Raw genomic sequence first — 25,872 nt, 5'->3', positions numbered from 1 at the left:
ATGGAAATATTTTGGTATATAATAATAGCGATTGTTTTAGTTGTATTTTTTATTTTGGATGGATATGATTTTGGAGCAGGAATAATTCATTTATTTTTTGCAAAAAAAGAAAAAGATAAAGAAGTCATTGCTAAATCGGCAGGGCTATTCTGGGATTCTAATGAAGTTTGGTTAGTAGCGGCAGGAGGGATGCTCTTTATGGCATTTCCAACTTTTTATGCGTCTGTTTTTAGTGGGTTTTATTTACCTTTAATTCTTGTATTATGGTTAATTATTTTTAGAGCTATTGGTTTAGAATTTAGAGGACAATTTCAGTTTCAAATGTGGAAAGACATTTGGGACAAATCTTTTGGGGTTTCTAGTTTATTATTAGCCTTCTTTTTTGGAATAGCGCTAGGAAATATTATACGAGGTGTAAATTTAGGAGGTGTTGAAAATGGTGTATCTGTTTATGAAGGACATTATTTTTTCTTACCACTTTGGGATAGTAGTTTTAGTCCTTTAAGTGATACTCCAGGAGTTATTGATTGGTTTACGATTGTTATTGGTTTAATAGCGGTTGTTACCTTGGCTATTCATGGTGCTAATTGGGTGATTTTAAAAACTAACTCGTCTATAAATAAAAAATTAAAAGAGGTTATTTTTACATTGAATATAGCATTAATCGTACTTACAATATGCTCAATAGTACTGTGGCAAATTGTAAACCCTAATTCATTAAATAATTTTGCTGAAACTCCATTATTATTAGTGTTTCCTCTTATTTATATTACTGGATTAGTTGGTTTATTTTTTATCAAAAAAATAAAAAAAGATAGTCATGCTTTTTTGTGTTCTACACTATTAATTTTAGGTGGAATTACATCATCATTAGCATCATTATTTCCAGTTATATTACCTTCTGTGAATGATATAAAAGAACCTTTAACCATCTATAATACAGCTACCTCTGAATATGGGTTGTCTGTAGCTATGACATGGGGAATAATAGGTTTTATATTACTTTTTGTATACATGATTATACAAAAAAGATTGTTAGGAGGTAAGATTGATAAAATGGATTATGGTCATTAATTGGTATAAGATTAATGTATGACAGGGACTTTAATTTCATTAGTAAGTATTTTTTTAGGTATTATAGGTGCTATAATCGTGGGATCTATTTATAAAAAATATTCATTTGGGATACTAGGAAATACAATTGCTGGTGTTTTTGGAAGTGTTTTTTTTATTAAAACCTTTGGTAGATTAGGTTTTGATCCATATTCAATTATGAATCATGGATCGATTAACATTTTTCTATTTAGTATTAATTGTGTTATTTCTTTTTTAGGAGGTATTATAGGATTAGTTGCCATCAATTATTTTAAAACTGTAGTATCAAAAAAGGAGTAAACTATAGTAACAAACATTCTATAGAAAGGAAGTATTTCAAGAAGTTCCTATCTTTCTATAAAAATTCTATTTAACATAATATTAATTATAGTTCAAATGTTATTATGAGTAAAATGGCGAATACTGTGTATTTTACATAATTACAGATATCATGTCGTTAGACTTATATCGACAGTAATTATGTAATAGCCATTTTACGACCTGCACATTATTAAATATTCGAAAGCTATAATTCTATAGCTCGATTGCTTTATTAAAATAATTATGCTATCGCATTAATTTTTTAAAACACAATTTCCAACCGCATAGCCACCGCCATAAAAAAGCTAACCTTTTAGATTCATTCAAAATTCGCGTATTCGATAATAATCCTGCAATATTTTTTTCTACGGCATTCTCGTAAAGGTTTCCGCAAGAGTATAAAATTTAAGAAAAATAAATTTCTATACACTTGCTTTAATTGTGCTCTAATTCAACTTTTTTTAATTTGTGCTGTTTAAGAACATTTAGAACTGAAATTTGAAATCGTGACTATTAAGGTTTATTATTATCTTTTTTTCTTGATAAAAAAAGAAACAAAAAAATCAAGGCTGCACAAAACTTTGGAAACAATCACGGCTCAATCGCTATATTTTAGGAAACATTGTAACCCATTAAGATTACTTTGAACTAGCCTTAAACCTTATTTTTGTTAAGAATATGTATAACTAGACCTCTAAAATATGTACGCTCATTCACCTATTGTTTTAACCAAAGTTTTCTGAGGCCGTTTTGCCAACGCTCCATCTGGGTAAAAAACGCGTAGTTTCTATTTTACATAATGTTATAAAACTAAGTTTTTAGTTTATCTATCATATTTTCTAAAGAATACTTAACTAATTCTGGAATTGTATTACTAGATACTTTAATCTCCCAATTGGACAAACTGGGCAATAATGACACATTATTCTCAATAAATATGTTGTTATCACCTTGTGATAAGTCTTTTGATGGGATTAAATAAACAACCTTTGGTTCTTTATCTAAAATTAAAACTAAAGCGACAAACAAGTTATCTTTTAGTTCTCCTAAATCTTGTTTAGATATTTTAATACTACGTTGTGTGGCATCTAAATCAATGGATTGTAGATGTAATAGGTTGTCTCCTATTAAAAAACCAACTCCTTCCCTCCCATCTTGTTTTGGAGTTAATTCTAAGTTAAACGATTTTAGTTCTGATTTTATGAAATGTAATACACTCATTTTATATGATTATAATAGCTATAAGGTAAACCAAAATATAATTCTTCCATATACTTTGGTAAATCATCTTGACCATCTGTTTCTTTGTCTAAATGAGAAATAATTCTTTTTAAGTACAAGATTTGTTGTTCTCTCCTCTTATCCAACTCTTTTAATTGCTTCATAGCAATTTTATTATTATTTAATAAATGAAAACCATTAGTCCAGCATAGACCTTGGTTAAGGTTAGTTTTATCATAATTATATATGGTAACTCTGCCTACAGACATTGAAATTAACCTTTGTTGTAAGCTAAAAACAATTTGATTAATTGTTTTTCGTGAATATTTATTAATGTCCGGTAACTCTCTGTTTTTATCAATCCCTAGAGAAATTAAAATTCTTTGAGTTTCGCTAATCTGTTTACTAATTTCCTTTTTTATTGAACTTTTTCTAACTCTTAATTCTCCTTTATAATTTATTTGATAACCAACAAAAGAAAGCCAAGGTATGTTTCTTTCATTTGCATATTTATTCCCAAAAAAATAAGGTTCCTTTGATTTTACTTTCCAAAAGTCATTCGCAGAGTCTTTATAATTTGTAAAACTTTTAGGCTCGTGATAAAGCAAATAATTGTCTCTAATCCCTTTTTTATAAATCTCTAAAGCTTTCTTACATATATCAACATCTTTGTGAGCTAAAACCATATCATCACAATACCTTACATACAAAATATCGTTATTAACCTCTTTTACAGCTTTATCAATGTTATTTAATATAAGGTTTGCAATAAAACAAGAAACTGCATTTCCTTGAGGAACACCTATTTTAAATTCATCAATATATTTTTGCGAGTACTTATCTACAAGTTCCTTTTTTACCCAACCAAATTCACCAACTGGAACTCCATTATCTTTAAAATACTTTGGTGTGCTATTTTTAGTAAGAACATCTAAATTAAAAGAATATGAATCTAAGAACAAGGAAAATAACTTAATAGCTGTAGCAGATATTTTAATTCCTTTCACTAATAACTCTTCTATTGTTTCATTAAAAATCTTAATTAGATGTTTATGCTGTACTGTATCAAAAAACTTTTGTATATCACATTCAGAAACCCAAACCTTTTTGTATTTTTTTCTATATTTTAATATTTCAATAATTGAATCGTGATGATTTGGTACAACTCCATTCTTTCTTGCTCTAAAAGCATAAGAACAATCTAAAAATACACTATCAAAATTTATTGTTAAATATCTAGAAAACAAAGATGTAATTATTTTGTCTTCCAAAGTAAATTTTGCAATTGGACGATAGATATATTTACCGTTTTTATTTGATTTAGGTAAAGGGAATATTAGTGGTTTTTGAAGTATGTATTTATCTTTAGATATATCTTCTATCTTTTTTCTAATTTTATCACAGAATAATAATAGTTTATTATACCATTTTTCAGGTGTTTTTCCTTTAAAATCAACAAGATACTTTTCAAGTTTATACGATTTCCATAGTCTCTCTTGATTTCTTTCTAGACTGTTTGTTAATCTATTTGGGTCAAGTCTTTCTGTCTGATTTAGCTTTTTCCAATTTCTGCGAGTTGGAAATAAAGATTGAATAGTAATAAAATCTGAATCTTTATGTGAAATAGTTATTTTATTAGTTCTATTATGAAAGCTAATATCTCTAGACATATGTTTTTTATGTCTTTTGTGAGATATCCCTGCTCTGTGTTTACAAAGCATTTTAATTATCGCTGGGTTTGTATAATAATCTTCTAATTCTTTCATTTTAAATAAGGCGTAGAGCGTAGAAATCAATTTGATTGAGATACATTGCTGCTCTGATATACAAATACAGCAGAAACCATAAGCATCAGGATTTTTAGGTTCGTAAATTGTTTCAGTGATTTCGATTATAACTAAAATAGTTAATGCTACTAACACCTAAAGAATAAATTCTTATACCTGTTCAACATAATGAAGTAAACCTCACTCTTGCCTACGCCTTAAACCAAATATAGTATATTTATGGCTTTAAAATTATAATTAAAAATGAAAGTTTCTAGATTTCAAAATATCTATACAAAAACCATTGTTCAATCAAATTTATTGGACGAACTTAAGGATATAAAGGAAGGTAGATATAAAACAATAATAGAAAAATGCAGATATTTTACTGATAAAAAAGATTATGATTCATATAAAACTTTAAAAATTAAACTACCTATAGTAACTTTTTGTGGAACATTTAAAAACGGTAGAAAACTTGAGAATTTAGATGTTTACAATAATATTATGATTTTAGATATTGACCATATTGATTTATCTACCATAAATAATATTAAAGATAAATTAACTAAAGACAAATATATTTATTCAGTTTGGCTATCTCCATCAAATGAAGGATTAAAAGCTTTGGTAAAAATAAATAGTACACCCAAAGAACATAAATCAAGTTTCAATTCTCTTAAAGAATATTTTAAAATAAAATATAGTATTGAACTAGACAATAGTGGAAGTGATGTTACAAGGTTATGTTTTGTTTCTTGGGATAAAGATTTATATTTAAATACAACTTCTGAGATTTATAAAGATAAACTAATCGAAGAAACAGTTATAAAAACTAAATCTAAAAAATCGACTTTAAGTAAATCTCTTAATAAAAGTGCCTATGCTACAGAAGGTTTAAATAAATCTGAACATAGAAAAATGATTAACCTTATAATTAAATATTTAAAAAGAAAAGAATTATCAATAACAAACTCTTTTGATAAATGGTTAAGAGTTGCTTTAGCTATTGCAAGTACTTTTAGTTATGATTTAGGTGAAAAATATTTTTTAAGTCTATGTGAGCTAGATAAAGAAAAACATAATGAACTTGAAAGTAAAAACATACTAAAATATTGCTACAATAGTAGAAATTTAGAAATGTCATCTTCTATATCACTAGGGACAATAGTTTTTTATGCTAAAGAAAAAGGCTTTGTTACTAAAAAAGATAAGTTTACAAGTTAATCCCATTCCATACACATTACCACTTCACTCCTATCGTCGCTTCGGGCAAAGCGTATTCCATTACATTTTTAAAGAAACTTTTAGAAAGAAAAAAATAAAAGAATATTAGTACTGGTAAAAGCTTTTTACCAAAGCAAAGTTACATAACGCAGAACATTATAGTACAAATATATCATATTCAGTTTTAGCCTTGATAATATAGTTCGTAGCTATAATTCTATATTATGTAAAATATCCCAGTTTGTTTTGGGCTTTCGTGAGAATTTCATATTCTGTACAATGGTTCATAATTTTTTAAATACGCGGTTCTCAAGAAAAATTGTAACTATACATTTGTAGCTATAATTGGACATTATGTAAAATTATTAAGGAGTTTTATATTTAATAAATTTGATCTCATGATTCGCTTTGCAATTGCTTCTTGTTAATATTAATTAAGCTTTTCTAGTTGTTTCATAATTTCTTCAGCTTCAAAAGCTTTCTGGTCACTCTTTTTTCTGTTGGTGGTAGATAACGTATAAGCTTCTTTCAAGAGTTTTTCATACTTAGCTTGTAATTTTTCTTTCTGTGATTTCTTTTTGAATATTCCGAACATATTTATATTTCTTAGATTAATTTCCTTTTATTCTATGCCAAAGTCGTTGCATCAAAAACTTTGCTTCTCGCTTGGTTTTAGGAACTTCAGTTGCCTGAATTTCCCCTTCCTTTTCTTTTAAGTAATAGGAGAAAGTAAAAAATGAACTACCATCTTCTCTTGGAATTAATCCAAATCGCAGATCGTTAAAATACCATTGATCCTCTTTTTGTTCTATAATATACCATCCTTCAGAAATATTGATAAGTCGTTGTACATTTAAATATTTAATTAATGCCTCTGATTTTTCACGATGTTTAGGGTACTTTTTGAATTTTAAGGGTTGCGTATCAAAAAAGGAATAATCAGTAATCAGATAATTCTCTTTTGTATCGATATTAGCATTCCATAAAATAGTATTTAAAGGAGCAGGACGTGTACTAATTGAGGTATATTCTATACCTTGATTTTGTAATTCACTTTCAATTTTTTTATACGCTAATGATTTTAAAATAAGTGTACAAAAAAGATAGCTTGTTGATATAATCAACCCGAATCTATTAAATCTCCATCTGAGTTTTGAGGTACGTTTACAAAAAAGAACTGCTATGCAACAAAAAAGAAAAGGTAATGTATACAAAGGATCAATAACGAAAATAGAATTGAAAGCTATTTTTATATTAAAAGGCCAAAACAATTGAGTACCCCATGTAGTGAAAGCATCCAACAAAGGATGTGTAATCAAACTCCAAAAGAATAGCTTAGCCCAAGGTTGCCAACCAAGATTCTTACTCCGTTCTATTTTATTAACTAACCACCCCAATAGAGGTGCCATAATTACAGAAAATAAGATAGAATGACTAAATCCTCTATGTAATTCTATCGCAGTAATTGTATCTGTAAATAATCCTAGAAATACATCAAGATCGGGTATAGTTCCACCAATTGCTCCATAGAGTAAAGCCTTATTTCCAATTTTCTTTCCTAAAACAGCCTCGCCAACTGCTGCTCCTAATACAACCTGTGTAAGTGAATCCAATTCTATCTATTTTTTTTAATCTTTTAACACCATTTTTATTCAAAATAATCTAATTCCCTTGCATTATCAACTATTTTTGGAAAAGTTATATTATAATTTCCTTTTGAGTTTTTTTAAAACAAACTCATCACCTCCATTTTTGAATGCTCATAGCTATAAAGAAGAACTATATTCTTCTTATATAATTGGCTAATGGATCATTAAACTGAAAACCAGTGTTAAAACGTTCCTTGTTTAAAATTTTATATTCAGACAATGCCCAAAGTATAAATTCTTGCATAAAAGGTATATCTTTTTCAGAAATTTCAGGTTGGTATTTTTTAATTAAACGAGTTAAAGGCGCTATCGAATCTAACTGCTCTCTAAAATAATTTTCATCCATATCATCTAATAACTCTACAGCATCTTTAGAAGAAAACCATGATGATATAGCGTCATATGGTGATGCTTCTCCTTCCTTTTTCAATTTCTTTATTTCTGGAAATAAGGTATTGAAAATAGTTTTAATCGCATTATTGAGTAGTATTTGTGCAACCATATCTGCTCCCTCCTGTTCTCCTTCATAAACTAACTCTATCTTTCCAGTAATTGCAGAGATAGTTCCTAAAAAATCTAATACACGAACCGAGGTATTCGTTTCTTCGTTTAACAAAGATCTTCTTTCAGCAGTACTTAAAAGATTTTCAAAGATTGAGATACTCATTCGGGCACTTACACCACTTTTTAAATCTACATATTCACTTTTTCTCGCTTCAAAAACTAGTTGTTCAATTATATCTCTTGCAAGTTCTGGTACATGTATCTTGTTTTTTTGCTCTTGAAGATAGGTTGCTTCTTGTGCAGTAATTTTTTTAGCTATTTCTATAGATTTTGGGTAATGCGTTAAAATTTGCGAACCAATACGGTCTTTTAATGGCGTTACAATACTCCCTCTATTAGTGTAATCTTCAGGATTTGCTGTAAATACAAACTGAATATCTAAAGGTAAACGTAATTTAAACCCTCTAATTTGGATATCGCCCTCTTGTAGTATATTGAATAAGGATACTTGAATCCTGGCTTGCAAATCGGGAATTTCGTTAATTACAAAAATACAACGATTAGCTCTTGGAATCATCCCAAAGTGAATCACCCGGTCATCTGCATAATTCAATTTTAAATTCATGGCTTTTATAGGATCTACATCGCCAATTAAATCGGCTACAGTTACATCGGGAGTTGCTAATTTTTCAAAAAAGCGTTCCTCTCTGTGTATCCAAGATATTGGTGTATCGTCTTTATGTTCAGCTATTAGTTCTTTGGCATATCTTGATAAAGGACGTAATGGATCATCATTTACTTCAGAACCTTTTACAATAGGAATATACTCATCTAATAGGGTTATCATTAAACGTGCTAACCTTGTTTTTGCTTGACCTCGTAATCCTAGAAGATTAATGTTGTGCTTCGATAAAATAGCAGTTTCTAATTCAGGGATTACGGAATCTTCATAGCCCCATATATCTGTAAAAACCGTTTCTTGCCGCTTTAATTTATTTATTAGATTGTTTCTTAACTCGTTTTTTATGGAAATAGATTGATATCCTGTAGCTTTTAATTCACCTAATGTATTTATATCTTGATGATTCATATTGTATATTCTAGTATAGTATCCTTTTTAAGTATACTTCTTTATTAATAATGTATAATTTTAAATTTATCGTATTCTTCTTTTTCTATTTTGTTCATAATCTTCAAAAATCATTTCCCCTAAACCTTTTAAACCAGTATAAAAGGCCTTTCCTTGATTTGCTTTTGTAAAATGCTCGATAAATTGCATTAAGTAGGGATCACTTGCAATCATAAAGGTAGTTATGGGGATATGCAATTTTCTAGCTTGTGCAGCCATATTGTAGCATTTCTCTACAATATGCTTGTCTAAGCCATTACTATTTTTATAATACGTACCATCAGCCATACGTAAACAGCTAGGTTTACCATCCGTAATCATAAAAATTTGCTTATTAGTATTTCGTTTTCTTCGCAAAATATCCAAGGCAAGTTGAAGCCCTGCAACAGTATTCGTATGGTAAGGCCCTACTTTTAAGTATGGTAAGTCTTTAACGGAAATCATCCAAGCATCGTTACCAAAAACCAAAATATCCATAGTGTCTTTAGGATAACGGGTTCTAATAAGTTCTGTTAATGCCATTGCTACCTTTTTAGCAGGAGTAATTCTGTCTTCTCCATACAATATCATGCTATGGCTAATATCAATCATTAAAACGGTACTCATTTGCGCGTTAAAATTCGTCTCTTGTACAATTAAATCCTGTTCCGTTAAGGAAAAATTACCAATACCATTGTTAATCTGCGCATTTTTTATGCTTTCAGTCATCGAAATTCGATCTAAAGAATCTCCAAAATGAAAATTTCGAAATTCACCTGTATTCTCATCTCCACTACCAATAGCTTTGGTTTTATGATTTCCAGCACCCCGTTTTTTTAATTTTCCAAAAATTTGATTTAAGGCATTTTGACGCAGTGCTTGTTCTGTTTTAGAAGTAATTTTATTTTTTGAACTTCCAGTACCATCTTCCAATTCTTCTTTTATGTAGCCTTTATTTTTTAGATCTTCTAAAAAGTCATCAAGTGTATATTCAGGAGTAGTTAAACTATATTCTACATCCAATTGTTTTAGCCATTCAAAAGCCTCATCAAAATCTCCTGAAGTATAGGTTAATAATTCTTTGAAAATATCAAAGAGTTTATCGAAAATTGGGATTTTTTTTTCCTTGAATTTTTTAAAACGTAACCCTTTGTTAAACTGTTTAGCCATACCATAAAAATACGGATATTTGTATTTTTATGCCAATTATATCATAGATTACTGTTATTTGTAACGTTTATAAATACAAATAACCTATGGATATATTTTTTAGAGTAAAAGGAGTAATAAATTCCAAACAATCCTATTTTACATATAGAAATATTTGGAATTTATTTTTTAAATCCGCTATCGTATTTACATAAGTTCTCTTCCTTTTAAATATTTTATGTTTAGAAAATAATAAATTACTATTCTTTAAACGTTGTTTTCTCAAACAAATCAGTCACTATATATTGAAGAGATTCTGGTGTAACCTTTCTAAAATATCCTATTAAATCATGAGTAGTTGCATATCTTTTTGTAGTTCTTTTCAATTTACCATTGATGGTATTCCAATCATTCAAAAAGCTCTTCAGCGCTTTATTTACTTGCTCCTCTCCTACTATTTTTTGAAATTGATACATATTGATTGCTCCTTTAGCATAATATACATACTCTTGATTTTCTACCAATGCCAATGAAGGTTCTTCGGTTGCTTCTCTATCTTTTCCTTTTTTATAAATCTCTTTTTGAGTTTCTAAAAACTGAAGTAGTTTTTCTTCTGAATACTTCTGTTTTAAAACCATCATAGCAGCATATTGTGATAATGTTTCTAAAATAAAGTTTCTGCCTTTTACATTTGCTGCTTCAACCTGCATACCAAACCATTGGTGGGCAATTTCATGTGCTGTTACATAAAACGCCATATCCACATCTTTTTTATCATCAATATTTAAAACAAAGCCTATAGATTCTGAAAATGGAATGGTTCCTGGAAATGATTGCGCAAATTGAGCATAATTTGGAAACTCCATAATACGTAGTTGCTTATATTGATAAGGACTGAAATTTTTGGTATAATACTCTAAAGAAACTTTCATTGAAGTCATCATACGTTCAATGTTATAGCTATGCTCTTTATGATAATAAATTTCAAGATCAACTGGCTTATTATTCATAGAATCTTTACTAGAAATCCATGTGTCTTTTTCAATTTCATATACTGCCGAAACAATGGAGAAAAAATTGATTATGGGAATTTCCATTTTATAATGAAAGTAGTTGCGATGATTTTTTGTCCATTTTTTTAATAAATTCCCAGGTACTAATGCTGTTTGATTTTTTGAAGTACCAATAATCATTTCAAAATTAATTCCATCAGAGTCACTACCTGACCTAGCATTTACTAATTCATTAGTATTATCTCTATCAGATTTATTATTTCTTAATGGTAGTTTATTTTCTTCACGTTCATCAGTATTTCTTAATTCATATTTTCTATTATATCCAATTGTAGGTAGATCAGAATTGTTAAAAAATGTTCCATTGTTGTTGATGTTTACATTAGAGTTGCCTAATTCAAAACCTTTTGTAGTAAAACATTGCTTGAAATACATTTTTACAGAATCTCCTGGTTTTAATGTTTTTGTAAGGTTGAATATTGAGTAGTCAAATTTTTCGTATTGATGATTAATAGTGAATCCGCCTTCAAAAGAAATACTATCCAACGTAACATTTTCTTCTATGAGTTTTTGAATGTGAATTGATGTAATATCTACAGTATTTGTGTTTTTCAATATATATGAGCCTTCTACTAGGTAATTTCGCATTGAAGGATAAAGTTCTAATTGAAGGTTTACATCTACAATTTTTGGCTGTGGTATATATTCAAACTGCTTTAGTTCTTTTTCATAAGCTACTCTATATGCGGTGGTTTCAGAATCACTCCAGTGTTTATTTAAAATATTTGTATTGTAAAAGATAAAGCTTCCAATAGTTATAAATGCTAAAAAAACTAAGCATGCGAATTTGAAAAATGGTTTGCTTACTCTGTATTTACTAGCTTTTATTCGTTTTATAAAGTTGGTTTCTATACCTCTAACATGTACTGAAGAAGCAATGATTAGTAGTAGTATTCCAAAGAGCAACCAATAAGATTTAATAATGAGGTATGGTTTTAAAAAATGACCATATCCATTCATAGCTGAATATGTTTTTAATGAACTACCTCCAAAGAAATACAAATCGTGATCAAAACCGAATAACCCAAAAGCGATATTGGCAATAAAGAATATAATTACCAATAAAACACCTACAAATTTATTATTTATTACCGATTGAATAAAAAATGCTACACATGTGTATAACGCTAAAAAAGGTAAAATTTCTAGAAAAAAACCATAAAAATAAACTTGAAACTCGTACTTATAATATCCACTTATTGTTTGAAATATAATCCCTGAACTTATTAAGGCTATCATTAATACCACGTAAACTAAATTTAATCCAACATACTTGCCCAATAAGTTAATAAAGCTAGACATTGGTGTGGCATCATAAATTAGATGTAGTTTAGCACTTCTTTCTTTCCAAATCAATTCTCCCGAATAAAATACTAAAAGAATAATGAAGAAATAAATGGATGTTTCTTTAAGTTCATCAACAATAAAATAAGTTACAGGATAACTATCTACTCCATATACGGTTCCAAGATTTACTGAGTTTATAAGAATTATAATCATACCACAAATAACAATTCCCCAAAATGATGATTGTTTGCAAATACTTATAAAATAAAACCAGGAAAATTGTTTTAATTGTATACATTTTGCTAATAAACCATATTCTTTTTTAGCATTAGGTATTACAATGTCTACATTTTCATTACTTCCTTTAACGGCTAATGTTTTTACTTGTTTTTTTCTTGATTTCTTTTCTTTAACTACATGAAAATTAAACTTTTTATAACCATATGTCAACGCTATGAAGCCTAGAAATAGCCAAAACAATTTATTATACATAAGTGCTCCCCAAAATGGAAGGTATTGTGTACTCTTTTCTAAAGTAGACCATGATTGTGTAATAAAAGTGGTAGTAGTTAATGAAAATGGATCTAAAATGGCTTGCCAAAACGGATTAGTAATTGCTTTGGTTAGCATAAATACTACAAACAAAATAATACCTTGTGTGTAAACAACAACTAAGTTCCTACTTAAAGCACCAGTAACAAAAAATAAAGATGCTCCAAAAAATAAGGTTGGCAAGGTTATTATTAAAAATGTCTTTAAATATACAATTACATTAAATTCTAACAGGCTATCTCGGCTATGCCATGGCATAAATTCACCTAATATCATTCCGAATAAAACACCTGAAAACACAAATAGTAAAACAGTAAAAGATCCTAAAAATCGACCTACTAAATAATCTTTTTTATTGATAGGAGTAGAAAACAGTAAAGACTCTATATTATACTCAAAATCTCTTAATACAGATACGCCCATAATCATTGAGGCAAGAATCATAAATATTCCAGTAATAGCACCCATAGTTTTTGCTATAACTATGGGTGAGTTTTTCTTCATTAATCCCATTTCTGAACCTTGAAAAATAAAATCTACACCTACAATTGAAAATAGAAATAGAAATAAGAAAAACACATAGGTATCTGGACGTTTAATTCGATATTGTATTTCGAACTTAAAAATATTGTACCACATAATTAGTTAGAATTAGAGTTAGTATTACTAAATATTTTAGAAAAGTATACATCTTCTAGTTCTGCATTGGTTAGAGAAAATCCACCTCCCGGGTTCTTATCGCTTAATATATGAATAGTTGGTTTTCCTAAAAACAGCTTTTCACTAATTACCTTATAATTTTCTTTGTAAATTTTTAATTCTTCTTTTTCAATTGTTTTCTTATAAACTTTACCCTTTAAACTCTCTAGTATTTCAAGTGGCTGCCCCTTTAAACAAACTTGACTTTGATTAATAATTGCCATATTTGTACAGAGCTCTTTAACATCATCAACTATATGTGTAGATAAGATAACTACAGTATGTTCACCAAGTTCACTCAAAACATTGTAAAATCGATTTCGTTCTAAAGGATCTAATCCCGCTGTAGGTTCATCTACAATGAGTAACTTTGGGTTATTAAGTAACGCTTGTGCAATACCAAAACGTTGCTTCATACCTCCAGAATAGCCTTTAAGGTTTTGTTTTCTTACATCGTATAGATTAGTTTTATACAAAAGTGCTTTTACTAGTTCATTACGTTCACTTTTATTTGTAATTCCTTTTAATACAGCAAAATGATTAAGCAATACTTCTGCAGATATTTTAGGATATAAACCAAATTGTTGTGGCAAATAACCTAACACTTGTCGTAATTCATTTTTTTGTTTTAATACATCAATATCACCAAGAGTAATAGTTCCAGTATCTGCTTCTTGTAATGCAGCAATAGTTCTCATTAAAGTAGATTTTCCAGCTCCATTTGGACCTAACAAGCCAAACATGCCTTTAGGTATGTTTAATGAAATGTTTTGTAATGCTTTAATTCCATTAGAATAGGTTTTTGATAAATTATCAATAATAAGTTCCATACTGTTTTTTGATTAATTATTTAACGCAAACCTATAAGCTATTCCTAATACGAAAAAGGAAATGGGACACACCTCTTGTTTAGTGTGACGCAAACACTTTTGGAAAGTATAAACGTATTTCATCACTACTAAATAAGTATTTACCCCTTTCTAACCATTATTTATCAACTAATTTGTAGGAGGAGGTTTATTTATTTAATATTGACACATGAAGTTGAAAATATCAGATAGAAAAAGGAAAATTCTAAACCGATTTTATAAAATTACACTTGTATTTGTAGGTTTTATCCTTGTGATTTTTAATGACACTTTTGGTAAAATAGAAGGATTTGTAGAGTTTATTGCTTTATATTTCATTATTTTATTTATCACAATTGCGCATTGGATTTTTAAACAGATTAAATCCATTATTCGATTAAAGAATGAAAAAGAAAAAACAGAATTACTGCATTTAAAAAGCCAGGTTAACCCACATTTTTTCTTTAATACTCTCAACAATTTATATGGATTAATGAAAAAAGACTCCAAAGAAAGGGAAATGGTACTCAAATTATCTGATATGATGCGATATAGTATTTATGAGGGAGGAAAAGATTGGGTAACCCTCAAACAAGAAATAGATTATTTAAAAAACTATATTGAACTTCAAGAAATTCGTTACCATAAAAAGTCTGATATTCAATTTAATTCTGAAATTGGAAATCCTCAAGCTAAAATTATGCCTTTGTTGTTTATTATTTTAGTAGAGAATGCTTTTAAGCATGGATTAGAAAATTTAGAAAAAGATGCTTATATCCATATTTATTTAACCGAAAATAATAATAAAGTAAGTTTTGACATTGAAAATAATTTTGAATTACATCAGAAACCTAATCATCAAGGAATTGGTTTAAAAAATTTACAAAGAAGATTAGAATTGATATATCCCAAAAAGCATACACTTGTTTTAAGTGAAAATACTAATACTTATAAAGTTACACTATCTTTAAAGATAAAATAATGAGATACTTAATTATTGATGATGAACATATAGCCCATAAGATTATAATGGAATATTGTGAAATGTTACCGCATATGAAGCTGCAAAAAAACTGTTATAGTGCTTTAGAAGCTTTGGAATATTTAAATACTCATCAAGTAGATTTAATTTTTTTAGATATAAATATGCCAAAGTTAAAAGGATTTGATTTTTTAAAAACGCTTACAGCACCACCTAAGGTTATAGTTACTACAGCTTATAGTGAGTTTGCGATAGAAGGCTATGAACTTAATGTTATAGATTATCTTTTAAAACCATTTAGTTTTGAACGTTTTTTAAAAGCTGTAAACAAAATAAATGACTCAAATACCGTTTCAAAAAGCACTAGTATTGATGAAAATACCTCAGAAATAAAGCGTATTTTTTTGCGTCAGAATAAGTCGTATATACAAATAGAAATAGACACTATTTTATTTATAGAAGCTTCAGGAAATTATACTAAAATTGTTTTAATAAATGAAATCATTACCATAAGAGAAAAAATATCTGATGTCTTAGAAACATTACCTTCAGACAATTTTTTACAAGTGCACAAATCATTTGCGATAGCTATAAAATATATTAATAAAATTGATGGGAATAGAATACACATTCAAGAACATACAATTCCCATTGGGAAATTATACAAAGCCAATCTTATTAAAATTTTAAATTAGAAATCTAAATATTATACTTTTTTTATCAAAAAAAACTTAATTTTCAGATAAATTAGAATAGCTTCTTTAAATGTTGTTTTTTAATAATACAATCTAAAATCAAGTAACTTACAAAGTTTATAATGTCTTTGATATAATTCTTCTACAATAGCTAACATATTCTCGTCTTTTTTAAACAAGTTAAAGAATACTTTATCAAGATCTGAGCTAGTAATTCCATTAAATTCATTTCCGTAGCCAGAAATTCCTTTAGCTCCAGTGATATCTAAAAAATACTGAGCTTCTTCTTCGTCTAAATCTAATACTTTGGCATTTGAAAAATGCAAAATCTTTCCATTTAACCTACCTTCAAAAATTTCTGCAATTTCCTGTAAGCTATAGTAGTAGTCATTTAAACAAATACTGTTTGCTTCACCTGTTATAACTAAGTATATTATTTCATAGTCTTTAAAATTATGATCATCCAAAACCAATGTGTTTAAGCTAACTTCTAGCCCTTCAATAGTGTCGCATGTTTTATAAATACTTGCTACTCCATATTGCATGGTTAATTGTTCTAACTTTTTTTGTGTTTCGGTAAACGTCTCCATTTCTATATCATCAACCGCTTCTAAACAGAATATAAAATAATCTGTATTAGTAAATTGTTCTTGGTATAATTGTGGTGTTTTCTCTAACAAATTTTAGGATTTATGCAAACTATTTATAAAACACAAAAATAATATAACTCTTTTATTTTTTTTGGTATTTTATATAAAATTCAGAAAACATTCTAACAAAACATGTGTACTTGTAATTAGATTTATACTTAAATTTGTAGCTGTTTACTTTAAACACTGGAGTAGTATTTATAATACTCATTTTTATAATCAAATACATTATTTACTTAATTATGCCTTTTAAAAAACTTGATGTTAATATAAAAGAGAAGTTATCAGAATTAGATTTTGATACCCCTACTCCTTTTCAAATTAAAAGTATTCCAGTAATAAAAAGTGGTAAAAATTTATTTTGTGTTGCTCCTAAAAATAGTGGTAAAACAACAGCGTTGATTCTTACAACAATGCAAAAATTAAAATGTAAAGAAGTAGGTACTGCACCTAGAGCTATTGTTTTTGTAGAAAATAATGAAAAAGCATTAGAATTATACAATTCTTTTTTAAAGTTTACAAAAAGTACTTCATTACGTGTTTATGTTTGTGATGAAAGAGAGCATATAGATTTACTTAAATCAGAAATATTTGAAGGAGTAGATATTTTAATTACTACTCCTAAAACTATGAACAAACTATTGTTATTAGAGGGAGTAAATACTACACAATTAAAAATAGTTAGTTTTGATGATGCTGAATATTTAGCTAACAAGTCTGTAATTTCTGATGTATTATCTATTACTCAAAGTATTCATAAATGTCAATATGTTATTTATTTAGAAAAAATGAATACCACGATACAAAATTTAGACAATTATTTTATGCTTTACCCTGCAAATATTTCTGTAAAGTAATTATTATAAAGCTTAGAAATTACATACTTTTTTTAATAGTACGTAAACACAAAATAAAGTTGTAAATTTTCATATATCGTAGTAAGTTAAACTAATTAAATTTAAAGAGTTCATATAAACATTATAGGGACAATAGAAGTTAGTATAAACAAGTAATCGAATACCACTTCTTCTCAAATACAGGATGCTACTTATTTAGTAATTCTTTTTTGTATAAATATTTTACGATTTTTCTAAATAATACCTTACTTTATACTTACAAGGACCGCTTCTACATTTACTACTAACTTATTTCGACTCTCAAAAAACATCCTAAACAAATTTAGATTATAAACTTAAAGTTTTAAAATGGAGCAAAAGTATCTTTAGGACTGTCTGGTAAGCTCCAACGTTGGTGAGAACTAATTTTTTCTTTTTTAATTTCTGTAGATACTGAGTTATCAACACTACCGTAGCTACTTACTCCTCCTCGGGGAATTTGCATACGGTTTCCGTATAGCCACACGACCAAGTTACTTCGCTGACCACTGATGATTGGATGTGTTGCGTGTGCGATGTTACCACTATGAATTATTGCTTTACCTGGTTCAAAAACAGTTTGTACAGTTTTTCTTGAAATCTTATCATAGAAATCAACTTGTGAGCCTTTAAATTTTTCATCAGGTAAATTAATATTTATATTCAAAGTAGCTGCTGAAGCGTCAGTGTGTGCATGCAAATCTTTATCTTTCTCAGGGTTGTACTGAATTGAAAAACTAAATGTTTGGTTATCATAACCGTAAGTACCAAGTAGTAAACGAGCAATCGGACGCATATAGCGGTTCATTATATCATTATAAAAAGCTTGGAAATTAGGTGCAGCTAAGTACCCATCCGAGCGTGGGTCAAGCATAATACCATAACGATTTAATTGAATACCATATGGTGGTCGAACAGGAATTTTCGAAGATACTATAGCTTCTAAATAATTTCGGAATTCTGTTAAGCGTTCAACGTCAAAAAACTGTGCAGAATAAACCCCAGGAATAATTTCTTTCCATAAATCAGCTACAGCATTTTCTTTTTCTGGGTTTTTCCATGCTTCATTAATAACTTGTCGTAAGTTTGAGTCAAGTAGCATTTCATCAGGAATTAGTAAATTTTCTTTATTTTCGATTTCCCATTCTGCCCATGCATTTTCTAATAACTTCCGATTACTATTCCAAAAATAAGATACAGACGACTTTCGTTCTAGTGAAGCTTCACGAGAAGGTAAAGTAAGCGCAAGAGCTTGTGCGAGTGCATTATTATGTGTCATTTTTCTTTATTTAAATGTTTTTACTATTAATTAATCTTAGTTGCCAATAGTTATTCTCTTTGAATTTCTTGTAAATCAATTAACATGTTTTCCCAGTTTTTCTGATTATTGTGATCAAATTGTGCTCCATTTTCATCAGCGATTGTAAAACGTTTGATTGCAGGTGTTTTACTAGTAGCTTGAAATAATTGATAGGCCTCTTCTTTTAAAGCTTCAGAAATTGGCAAATCGATAGAAGCATAAACTGCACGTTTACAAGCTTCGATAGATGCTGCTGGAAATTTAGAGATTCGTTCTGCTAATGCATCTACATATACACCAATTTCATTAGCATCTAATGCTTTGTTAATAGTACCAAATTTTTCTGCCTCATCAGCATCCCAATCTCTTGCTCCTAAAATAATTTCGAGAGCTTTTCCTAAACCAGTTTGTCTTGCCATACGTGATGCTCCACCACCACAAGGTAAAATACCCATACCTACTTCCATTTGCATGAATTTTGCTTTACCACGAGCTGCAAAACGCATATCTAAAGCTAAAGCCATTTCATGCCCACCACCACGAGCAAAACCTTCAATTTTTGCTATAGTTGCTTGTGGTACATTACTTAATCGTTCTAGTACAGATTGTAAATCAAGTAGTTTAACTTCATTTCTTGGCACTGCTTCTTCTGACATATCTCTTAACAAGTTGGTATCATAATGACAAACCCAATAACCAGGATTTGATGATTGAAATACAACTACTTTAACACTTCTATCTCGTTCTAATCGAAGACATAAACTGCTTAAGTCTGCTAACATTTCTTGACCTTGCACATTAACAGGCCCAAAATTAATATCTACAGTTAATATTCCTCCTTTTTGTTCTGCATTAAATGTTTGAAAATTTTTGTAATCCATTGTATTTATAGTTAAAAATTAATTATTAATTGCCGCAAATGTGTGTTGTTTTATTTTACCGTTTTCAATGATATAAGTATCGGTTGCTAGTTGTATATCTAAATGTTGATTTTTTCCATTCCAAACGAAATAAACTACATTATCATTGGTTTCTTGTTTGATAGTATTAAATTGAAAACCTTCAAAATTTGGTAAGAATTTTTTATAAAAACTGAAAATTTCTTCTTTTCCTTTATAGGTATTTTCTGGCGTAATAAAAATCGCATCATGCGAATAATCCTCCATTACCTTTGAAGTATATAACATATTTACAGCCATCATATGTGCTTCAAAAACTTCTTGTGAATTTTTCATTATAACTATTGTTTAAAAATTATAATGCAAATTTACTTTGAGTATAGTCTTAAGGTTTAGTAAGAAAAAATGAGGATTTAGTAAAAAAAGAGGAACCTAAAATTAATCGATAATTTTCAAGCTTTTTTTATAAGTTTTAGCAGTGATTCCTTTATAAGTTATAAATGTTTTATCAAGATGACTACTATCAGTAAAACCTAATTCTTGGGCAATTTCGGTAATTGTTAAATCGGTATGTTTTAAGCGTGTTTCAGCTAGTTTTAATTTGTAATTAAGAATGTATTTTTTTAGACCAACATTCATTTTACTTTTAAAATATTGACTAATATAATTTTCTGAAAAATGAAATTGATTTGCTAATTCCTTTTTTGTAAGTTTTTCTGGGTTGTGAATATTATAATTTATATAATTAATAATATCTTGAATTTTAGAATTAGATTTTTTTGAAGAAATAAAATTTACATTTCTAGAAATAATATGTAAAATCGTATGTAAAGTAGATTTTAATACAACTTCATTCTTCAATTTTTCATCATTGTATTCGTTACACAACACAGTAAACAACAAATTCAAGCTACTTTTATCTGTTTTAAATTGTATATTTAAATGTGATGTTCTGTCAGAATTATGTAGGATTGTTTCTATTCTTCTGAACCAATCTTTTCGTTGTGCTTCATTTTCATTTAAACTAAAAGTACTAAAAAAATTATTTAGAAATTTTATAGCAGAAACTGTAGTTGGTGTTTCAATTTCTAAATTATATTGATCATTAGGAATTAAAATGAATAGTTCATTGTCGTTATACTTTACTCTATGATTATTGATTATAATTGTTCCTGAACCCTTTTCTATATGTAAAATTTCAAAAAAACGTATAGTTGTGTATTGACAAAAGGCCAACGATGTTGCCTGTTCAAATTTTTGAATTACGATATTTTCAAATATAGTTCTTGACATTAATTAATTTTTAAATCCCCATTGGTGCGTATATAGATAATAATCTCTCTTTCTGTACTATTCAAAACTGTATGTATCGATTTGTCTGTTGAACCAAAATAACTTCCTGCATCCAAAACTTTTATTTCTTGACTTTGAGGTATCTTATAATTTATCAGGCCTTTAATTACAACTGAATGTAAAACCGTTCCATTTGTTTCTATTGTTCCATTATATCTTTTTGGAAGCTTTATAAAAAGACTCTTTAAGCCATTATCTTTATTCCCTAAAAGAAAACTAATTTCTGCTTTACTATTTGAAGCAACCCAATTTGTTTTATCGCTATTCAGCCAAACTAAGTTAGAAGTATCTATATTTACAGGTCTTTCGCCATTATCAAAGGCTTCGCTCGTTGGTTTTACAAGATATGGACCATGGTCAATTTCTACTAATGCGATGTTTTCTTTTCCTTTGGCTGAAGTAATATGTGATTCGCCTTCTGGTTGTGTCCAAAAGCTACCAGGTGTCATCCACATATTTTTAGCATTTTTATCATCATTATGTATGAACCCATTGATAACCACTGCTCGATAAGTGACATTATGAATATGAGGTGGCGAAGAAAAACCGTCAACAAATTTCGCTAAAAAACCAGTTGATACTTCTCCTTTTCTATCTCCCCAAATGGTACCAGCTTGTGGACTTTGGTCTCCTCTTGCTGGATTTAGTACTTCCCATTCTATTTCAGATGATAAAAGGACTTTATTTGTAGGTATAATACTTATTGGTTCTTCTTTCTTTTCTCTTGATTTACACATGATTAATGTAAATACCAACATGAATAATATTACTGTTTTTTTCATAAATCAATTAGTTATTTATAATATCTTCAGTTTTTGTTATTAATGCTAAAATTAAATTTTCATCATAAGCATCTGGATGAGCAGGAGCAAAAAAACCTTTTGGATTTCCTTTATCATTATCAAAATATTTACCTGTACTATTTTTGTATTCTTCAGAAACTGCTAAATCATAAATTATATCTGATCCTTTTGTTGCTGAGGACCAATGTTGTCCATAAGCTTCATTTGCCATTTTAGTATTTAATAAAGAACCTGGATTAACAGCGATTGTCATTATTTTTGAATTTGTTTTAGCAAAGTAAAAACTCCACATAGTTAATGCTAGTTTACTTTGAGAATAAGCCTCACTACTATTTTGAATGTCCATACCCGCTAAAGCTTCATCAGTAACATGTGATTGTGCTGCTGAACTTAGATTAATAATTCTTGGCGCTTCAGATTTTTTTATAATTGGAAGAATAGTATTGGTTAAAAGATAAGGAGCAAAATAATTAACAACTAATCTAATATCAAAATTTTTGAAATTACTAGTTGCTGTAGTTTTAAAAATACCCGCATTATTAATTAAGATATCTAATTTAGGAATTTCATTATTAATATGCTTCGCCATGTGTTTAACATCATCTAAATTTGAAAAATCAGAAGTAAAACCGCCTATGTTTTTATTTCCTGAAACTTCTTTTATTTCTAGGATTGTACGTTGTAATTTTTCTTTATTCCTTCCATGAATATATATTGTATGACCATCTTTTGCAAATTGAATAGCAGTAAGTTTCCCTATTCCATCTGTACTCCCTGTAATTAAAATGGTTTTATTCATAATATTTCTTATTAAACACTTTAAGTGTATATGTCTTAGTTTTTATTTATAAGGTACAAATATACCTAGATGACTCATGGACTTTCCAGTAAAAATTAATGTAGTTTTAGTAAAAAACAAGGATTTAATTAATCATAAATAAGATGTTTCCCTCCTTTGTTAAACTATAAAATGTAATAACACTTATTCAAAGATTAAAATATTCTGTATACAGAATATTTACTATTCTATTTTAAGAAAAAAGATTTTAATTTGATAACTGATTCTTTAAAAAACCTTTTTTTACTTGTTCATTAACTAATATGCTTTTAAACATTTTAACCTTTATTTTTTCTTTATTCGCCTTTATAAAAATATACTCAACAATACTGAAATCATCTATGAATTGATCAAGTATATTAATACATTTAAATCCTAATTCGTCTTTCGGTAATTTAAATTGATTAGATAGATGATTAACTAGTACTTCAAAAATTTTTGGATGATTATTTTCAAAATAGTGAATTGCATTTATCTGTTTTTTATTCATAGAATGTAAAAAACTTACAGCTATATTATTAGCATACATATTACAATACCCATCTGTCTCTTTATCAATAAATATAGTATCTCCATTATCGTTTAGCAGCCTAAAACCCATTCTAGATGCTATATAAATATAGCAATCGTAATCTCTAGTTTGCATTATATATTTAATTTGTAAGTACTAAATATACTAATAACACGCTAATTATAAAGCTTCAAAAGTCTCTTTAATTCAAATTATCAAATGCTATATATCAAATATCTTTTTTAGCAATTTAGTAGTTAATATCTTTAATTTTGAAAAATGCATTACCTTTTGCTAAAGTTTTATAAAATATAATGAACTTTGAAACTAATAAATTCAATTAAAAAATTAATTTAGCCGATGAATGAAGTTAGCTCAAATTAAAAATTACCTCAAAGAACCTTACCCCTATTATTATGAAAAAAGTGATAGGTTACTTTTATTATTGTTATTTATTTCTATTTTAAGTTTTCTATTTTCATATTTTTTTGAACCTTTTGTTGTTAATGTCAATGAACATAAAATAAGTTATTTTTGGATATTGCTTATCCATGCATTTACGCCTTTTCCAATTGCTTACTTATATTTCATTCTATTAAATAACTCAAAAAAAGATACTGAAATATGGACATTAGGAAAAGAAATATTCCATCTTTCAATGATTCTATTGGTTATTGGTATTACTAGTTTTTTAATACGTGATTTAATTTATACCAATCCAGATAATTGGTCTTTTAAATATTTTTGGGAAGAAATTAGAAACACGTTTTTAATAGGTATTCTTTTATTAGTAGTTGTACTGCCAATTAATTTAGAGCGTTTAATAAATAAACATAAGGCAAGTTTAAAAGAAATAACACCTATTAATTTTGACTCTACCTCTCATAATTTAATAATTTCTATAAAAAACAGTATGTCTGAAGACTGTTTTGAACTTAAAATTAAAGATTTTCTCTTTGCAAAAGTAGAAAGTAATTATACAGAAGTTTATACATTTTCAACTAACAAAATTCATAAAACATTAATTCGTGTAACTCTAAAAGATCTTGAAGAACAATTAAAATTAGTTTCTCATAATATCTTTAAAACGCATCGCTCTTATTTGGTTAATTTAAATAAAATTAATTCAATTTCAGGAAATGCTCAAGGTTATGAATTAGTTTTAAAAAACAGCTCTCTAAAAGTACCTGTATCACGTTCTAATATTACTAAATTTAATACCGCTTACTCTAAAGTTTAAGGTAATATCTCTTGTATTTCGTCACTTTAGCTTGTTATATATCACAATTCAATTAAAGGCCTTCAATTTGTTTTTATGTTTGCTCAATAAACAAAAAACTTATTATTTTGATTGATAAAAAACGTCGATATGATTTAGATTGGTTACGTGTAATAGCTATACTTGCTGTATATTTTCATCATGTTGGAATGCCTTTTAATGGTGATGATTTTCATATTATGAATTCTGAATCTAGCAAATTATTGGATGATATAATGGTGCTTTTTGAACAGTTTAGATTACCGCTATTGTTTTTAATTTCTGGTACAGGAACTATGTTTGCTTTTTCAAAAAGAACGTGGTTAGAATTTATTAAAGAACGAAGTAAACGTTTAATAATTCCTCTTATTTTTGGAACTCTTTTTATTGTTCCTCCACAAACATATTTTCAATATATAAATAAATACAGTTCATATATTGAAGTATATAAAAATGGAGATTTTGAAACAAATCATTTATGGTTTATTGAGAATTTATTTATTTTATCTATTATACTAATTCCTTTGATTTTGTTTTTGAAGTCAACTAGATCTGATAAATTAATTTCTTTATTTGACAAAGTTTCAGCTAATAAATATGGAATCTTAGTAACTGGATTACCTTTACTTATAATTACAATTTTACTAAAAAAAATATATCCATCCGATTCAAAAGATATTACAAATCTTTCTTCTACTTTTTATTATGGTTATTTTTTTATTTCAGGAATGATTTTTACTTCTTCAAAAAAAAGTTGGAGTTACTTAATAGCACATCGAAAATTCAATTTAACCTCTTTTATTATTAGCTTTATACTATTTTATGGGTATTATTTATTGCCAAGTGAATATATATCACCCTATTTATCAATAAGTAACAGGTGGAGTTTATGGTATTTAGTTTGTACTATGTTAAGTTGGACTTTTGTAACAACACTACTTGGTTATGGACAAGTTTTGTTTAACAAAAAAAGTATCCTTCTTTATAAGTGTAATGAAGCTATATATCCTTTTTATATTTTACACCAAACCATAATTATAATAGTAGGATACTATATTATTTCGCTTGACTTTAGTATTTTGTCAAAAATATTCTTGTTGATTCTTACATCTTTTCCATTAACTATACTAATCTATAGAATTTTTATATACCCTTTTAAAATAACAAGATTCGTATTTGGGATGAAAAGTAAAAGTTAGATTAAAATTT

Annotated in this window: 24 protein-coding genes; 8 read left to right on the top strand and 16 right to left on the bottom strand. The window is 27.9% G+C overall.

What is annotated here, in order from left to right:
* Both cydB and DS884_RS13785 read left to right on the top strand, forming a co-directional pair.
* Complete coding sequence (gene cydB, locus DS884_RS13790) at window positions 1-1,074, top strand: cytochrome d ubiquinol oxidase subunit II (protein ID WP_113787153.1); 1,074 nt, start codon at window positions 1-3, stop codon at window positions 1,072-1,074.
* A gap of 18 nt (window positions 1,075-1,092) precedes the next feature.
* Window positions 1,093-1,395: a hypothetical protein gene (locus tag DS884_RS13785; protein WP_113787152.1), complete on the top strand. Its 303-nt coding sequence runs from the start codon at window positions 1,093-1,095 to the stop codon at window positions 1,393-1,395.
* Window positions 1,396-2,226: 831 nt separating this feature from the next.
* Here the strand turns inward: DS884_RS13785 and DS884_RS13780 are convergent.
* On the bottom strand, window positions 2,227-2,637 hold the full coding sequence (locus tag DS884_RS13780) for a hypothetical protein (RefSeq protein WP_113787151.1): 411 nt from the start codon (window positions 2,635-2,637) through the stop codon (window positions 2,227-2,229).
* Entirely contained in the window at window positions 2,634-4,403 is a 1,770-nt protein-coding gene (locus DS884_RS13775) for a reverse transcriptase domain-containing protein (RefSeq protein WP_113787150.1), read from the bottom strand. Before DS884_RS13775 ends, DS884_RS13780 begins: the two co-directional genes overlap by 4 nt.
* A gap of 264 nt (window positions 4,404-4,667) precedes the next feature.
* On the opposite strand from DS884_RS13775, the gene DS884_RS13770 reads away from it, so the two are divergent.
* Complete coding sequence (locus DS884_RS13770; protein WP_113787149.1) at window positions 4,668-5,630, top strand: BT4734/BF3469 family protein; 963 nt, start codon at window positions 4,668-4,670, stop codon at window positions 5,628-5,630.
* Window positions 5,631-6,060: 430 nt separating this feature from the next.
* On the opposite strand, the gene DS884_RS13765 is transcribed toward DS884_RS13770, so the two are convergent.
* The 6 genes from DS884_RS13765 to DS884_RS13740 all read right to left on the bottom strand — a co-directional run bounded on the left by DS884_RS13765 (window position 6,061) and on the right by DS884_RS13740 (window position 14,481).
* Complete coding sequence (locus DS884_RS13765) at window positions 6,061-6,225, bottom strand: Lacal_2735 family protein (protein ID WP_113787148.1); 165 nt, start codon at window positions 6,223-6,225, stop codon at window positions 6,061-6,063.
* 16 nt (window positions 6,226-6,241) lie between these two features.
* On the bottom strand, window positions 6,242-7,243 hold the full coding sequence (locus DS884_RS13760) for a metal-dependent hydrolase (protein ID WP_113787147.1): 1,002 nt from the start codon (window positions 7,241-7,243) through the stop codon (window positions 6,242-6,244).
* A gap of 166 nt (window positions 7,244-7,409) precedes the next feature.
* Window positions 7,410-8,873: an AAA family ATPase gene (locus DS884_RS13755; RefSeq protein ID WP_113787146.1), complete on the bottom strand. Its 1,464-nt coding sequence runs from the start codon at window positions 8,871-8,873 to the stop codon at window positions 7,410-7,412.
* 66 nt (window positions 8,874-8,939) lie between these two features.
* On the bottom strand, window positions 8,940-10,061 hold the full coding sequence (locus tag DS884_RS13750; RefSeq protein WP_113787145.1) for a vWA domain-containing protein: 1,122 nt from the start codon (window positions 10,059-10,061) through the stop codon (window positions 8,940-8,942).
* Between the two features lie 239 nt (window positions 10,062-10,300).
* Window positions 10,301-13,591, bottom strand: coding sequence for an ABC transporter permease/M1 family aminopeptidase (locus tag DS884_RS13745; RefSeq protein ID WP_113787144.1), 3,291 nt, complete (start codon window positions 13,589-13,591; stop codon window positions 10,301-10,303).
* Window positions 13,592-13,593: 2 nt separating this feature from the next.
* A complete protein-coding gene (locus DS884_RS13740) occupies window positions 13,594-14,481 on the bottom strand; it encodes an ABC transporter ATP-binding protein (RefSeq protein ID WP_113787143.1) in 888 nt (295 codons plus the stop codon).
* A gap of 208 nt (window positions 14,482-14,689) precedes the next feature.
* On the opposite strand from DS884_RS13740, the gene DS884_RS13735 reads away from it, so the two are divergent.
* Window positions 14,690-15,481 (top strand): sensor histidine kinase, encoded by a 792-nt coding sequence (locus tag DS884_RS13735; RefSeq protein ID WP_113787142.1) that lies wholly within the window; start codon window positions 14,690-14,692, stop codon window positions 15,479-15,481.
* The gene (locus DS884_RS13730; protein ID WP_317047341.1) at window positions 15,481-16,176 is read left to right on the top strand and encodes a response regulator transcription factor; all 696 of its coding nucleotides are present in this window, start codon (window positions 15,481-15,483) and stop codon (window positions 16,174-16,176) included. Before DS884_RS13735 ends, DS884_RS13730 begins: the two co-directional genes overlap by 1 nt.
* Window positions 16,177-16,256: 80 nt before the next feature.
* On the opposite strand, the gene DS884_RS13725 is transcribed toward DS884_RS13730, so the two are convergent.
* Window positions 16,257-16,856 carry a DUF6642 family protein gene (locus DS884_RS13725; RefSeq protein WP_113787140.1) on the bottom strand — a complete coding sequence of 200 codons (600 nt, stop codon included), beginning with the start codon at window positions 16,854-16,856 and terminating at the stop codon, window positions 16,257-16,259.
* A 212-nt stretch (window positions 16,857-17,068) separates the two neighbouring features.
* On the opposite strand from DS884_RS13725, the gene DS884_RS13720 reads away from it, so the two are divergent.
* Window positions 17,069-17,683, top strand: a complete 615-nt coding sequence (locus DS884_RS13720) for a DEAD/DEAH box helicase (protein WP_113787139.1) — start codon at window positions 17,069-17,071, stop codon at window positions 17,681-17,683.
* A 343-nt stretch (window positions 17,684-18,026) separates the two neighbouring features.
* Here the strand turns inward: DS884_RS13720 and DS884_RS13715 are convergent, their stop codons facing one another.
* The 7 genes from DS884_RS13715 to DS884_RS13685 all read right to left on the bottom strand — a co-directional run bounded on the left by DS884_RS13715 (window position 18,027) and on the right by DS884_RS13685 (window position 23,540).
* Window positions 18,027-18,980 carry a 2OG-Fe(II) oxygenase gene (locus DS884_RS13715; protein WP_113787138.1) on the bottom strand — a complete coding sequence of 318 codons (954 nt, stop codon included), beginning with the start codon at window positions 18,978-18,980 and terminating at the stop codon, window positions 18,027-18,029.
* Window positions 18,981-19,030: 50 nt separating this feature from the next.
* Window positions 19,031-19,882: an enoyl-CoA hydratase/isomerase family protein gene (locus tag DS884_RS13710; protein ID WP_113787137.1), complete on the bottom strand. Its 852-nt coding sequence runs from the start codon at window positions 19,880-19,882 to the stop codon at window positions 19,031-19,033.
* An 18-nt stretch (window positions 19,883-19,900) separates the two neighbouring features.
* Window positions 19,901-20,236 carry a nuclear transport factor 2 family protein gene (locus DS884_RS13705; RefSeq protein WP_113787136.1) on the bottom strand — a complete coding sequence of 112 codons (336 nt, stop codon included), beginning with the start codon at window positions 20,234-20,236 and terminating at the stop codon, window positions 19,901-19,903.
* 102 nt (window positions 20,237-20,338) lie between these two features.
* On the bottom strand, window positions 20,339-21,193 hold the full coding sequence (locus tag DS884_RS13700) for an AraC family transcriptional regulator (RefSeq protein WP_113787135.1): 855 nt from the start codon (window positions 21,191-21,193) through the stop codon (window positions 20,339-20,341).
* On the bottom strand, window positions 21,193-22,035 hold the full coding sequence (locus DS884_RS13695) for a DUF4437 domain-containing protein (protein WP_113787134.1): 843 nt from the start codon (window positions 22,033-22,035) through the stop codon (window positions 21,193-21,195). Before DS884_RS13695 ends, DS884_RS13700 begins: the two co-directional genes overlap by 1 nt.
* Window positions 22,036-22,042: 7 nt before the next feature.
* Complete coding sequence (locus DS884_RS13690) at window positions 22,043-22,855, bottom strand: SDR family NAD(P)-dependent oxidoreductase (RefSeq protein WP_113787133.1); 813 nt, start codon at window positions 22,853-22,855, stop codon at window positions 22,043-22,045.
* Between the two features lie 247 nt (window positions 22,856-23,102).
* Window positions 23,103-23,540 carry a hypothetical protein gene (locus DS884_RS13685; RefSeq protein WP_113787132.1) on the bottom strand — a complete coding sequence of 146 codons (438 nt, stop codon included), beginning with the start codon at window positions 23,538-23,540 and terminating at the stop codon, window positions 23,103-23,105.
* Window positions 23,541-23,769: 229 nt separating this feature from the next.
* Here DS884_RS13685 and DS884_RS13680 point away from each other — a divergent pair, with 229 nt between their 5' ends.
* Window positions 23,770-24,645 carry a LytR/AlgR family response regulator transcription factor gene (locus tag DS884_RS13680; protein WP_113787131.1) on the top strand — a complete coding sequence of 292 codons (876 nt, stop codon included), beginning with the start codon at window positions 23,770-23,772 and terminating at the stop codon, window positions 24,643-24,645.
* 107 nt (window positions 24,646-24,752) lie between these two features.
* Window positions 24,753-25,862: an acyltransferase family protein gene (locus DS884_RS13675; RefSeq protein WP_158530846.1), complete on the top strand. Its 1,110-nt coding sequence runs from the start codon at window positions 24,753-24,755 to the stop codon at window positions 25,860-25,862.
* The last annotated feature ends 10 nt before the right edge of the window (window positions 25,863-25,872 follow it).

It is taken from the genome of Tenacibaculum sp. E3R01 (genome assembly GCF_003318185.1).
GTDB classification, from domain to species: domain Bacteria; phylum Bacteroidota; class Bacteroidia; order Flavobacteriales; family Flavobacteriaceae; genus Polaribacter; species Polaribacter halocynthiae.
The sequence above is the reverse complement of the archived record's forward strand: the minus strand, read 5'-3'. Positions and strand labels throughout refer to the sequence as shown.